Source organism: Intestinibacter sp. (assembly GCF_051866655.1).
Classification (GTDB): Bacteria; Bacillota; Clostridia; order Peptostreptococcales; family Peptostreptococcaceae; genus Intestinibacter.
This window is the reverse complement of sequence record NZ_JBJDXL010000543.1, coordinates 1-1,344: the sequence shown is the minus strand read 5'-3', so window position 1 is coordinate 1,344 and position 1,344 is coordinate 1. Positions and strand designations below refer to the sequence as shown.

2 protein-coding genes are annotated in these 1,344 nt (G+C 32.4%); one reads left to right on the top strand and one right to left on the bottom strand.

The window, feature by feature from the left end; translation table 11 throughout:
* Window positions 1–149: 149 nt before the first annotated feature.
* Entirely contained in the window at window positions 150–746 is a 597-nt protein-coding gene (locus tag ACI3VO_RS16385) for a hypothetical protein (RefSeq protein ID WP_439758939.1), read from the bottom strand.
* A gap of 169 nt (window positions 747–915) precedes the next feature.
* Between ACI3VO_RS16385 and ACI3VO_RS16380 the strand changes: the two genes are divergently transcribed.
* Entirely contained in the window at window positions 916–1,272 is a 357-nt protein-coding gene (locus ACI3VO_RS16380; RefSeq protein ID WP_439758938.1) for a hypothetical protein, read from the top strand.
* The last annotated feature ends 72 nt before the right edge of the window (window positions 1,273–1,344 follow it).

Genomic DNA, 1,344 nt, shown 5'->3' with positions numbered 1-1,344 from the left:
TTTGGGTGTAAGCTGTATAATAAGACTACTGCAGATAATGGAGTTACTAGATATAATTTGGTTTGGATGAGTAGTAAATAGAAGTAGAATTTAACAAGCACCTTGGCAGTTTCGCTGAGGTGCTTGTTTTGGTTTTATATTAAAAAGATTTATTTTTTAAAAAGTCTAGACAAGAAACCTTTCTTCTTAGGAGCTTCTTCTTTCTTATCAGGTTTATTTGTTTCGTCATTTGATTTATTTTCAGCGGCTTCTACAATTTTTATATTAAAACAATCATAGACAGAATTGAGTATTTCTATATTTTCTTTAAACTTAGATAGATCAACTTGGGCTGCGTTTGTCACTATGATATTGTAGTCCATAATTTTAGATTTATTTTTTAAATAGATTTGGCTCTTGTATAATCCTTCAAGACCACCTTGGATACATAGCGAAATACAATTATTAAAAGCAGGTTCGTAATTTACCTGTATAATAAAAGCCACCTCGCCATCTGTTTTAGGTGCGGGCATAGTATGTGGAACATGTGATTTTCCAACAGATTTGGCGATTGATACCTTTTCTACGACTCTTTGCTCTGGTGTTAATTTAGTCCATTTTTCTGTAAAGCTAGGATTGGTATGCAATTGAGCTAGAACATTGGCGTTGTGTATTTCATTGATTGCATTTTCTCTTATTAAAAATAATTGCATTTGTTTTTCATTATTTCCTTCCAGTCTGTTGTATAAGCTGTTGAAATATTCCATTACATTTCCTCCCTTGTAAATTTTATTTATTTTAGATGTTAGATGAATGATTATATTAGGAAATCTAATATATATCCTACTTTAATTGTAGCAGAATTTTGAACATGAAGGAAAATTGTGTCTAAAAATCTAATTAATAAGTAAATATATTTACGAGGGAGGGGATTTTGTGCAAAAGGTACTTTATGGATTTTCTCAAGAGGCAGCCTGCGAGATGGGATTGGATATTGTGGATTTGCTGCTTTTAAGATGGTTTGTTAGATTTAGTGAATCAGGAAACATGGTGAAAAAAGAAATAGCTGGAGAGACATACTATTGGGTCAACTACAGTGGGGTTTGCGATAATTATCCAATTTTGAACGTACAAAAAACTGTGATATATAGACATTTTAAGAAAATGGCGGATAAGGGAATCTTGAAGCGATACACGCTTAAGGCAAATGGAACTTATTCGCTTTATAATTTAGATGAGGAATATGAGAAGCTTTTGATTGAGGAGCAGGTAGTCGATGATGATGCAGTTTAATTGTTTTGTCAAAATTCATCGATATATGTAATGTGTCTGACCGAAATCCGAGGTTAGTTGACCAAAAACCGA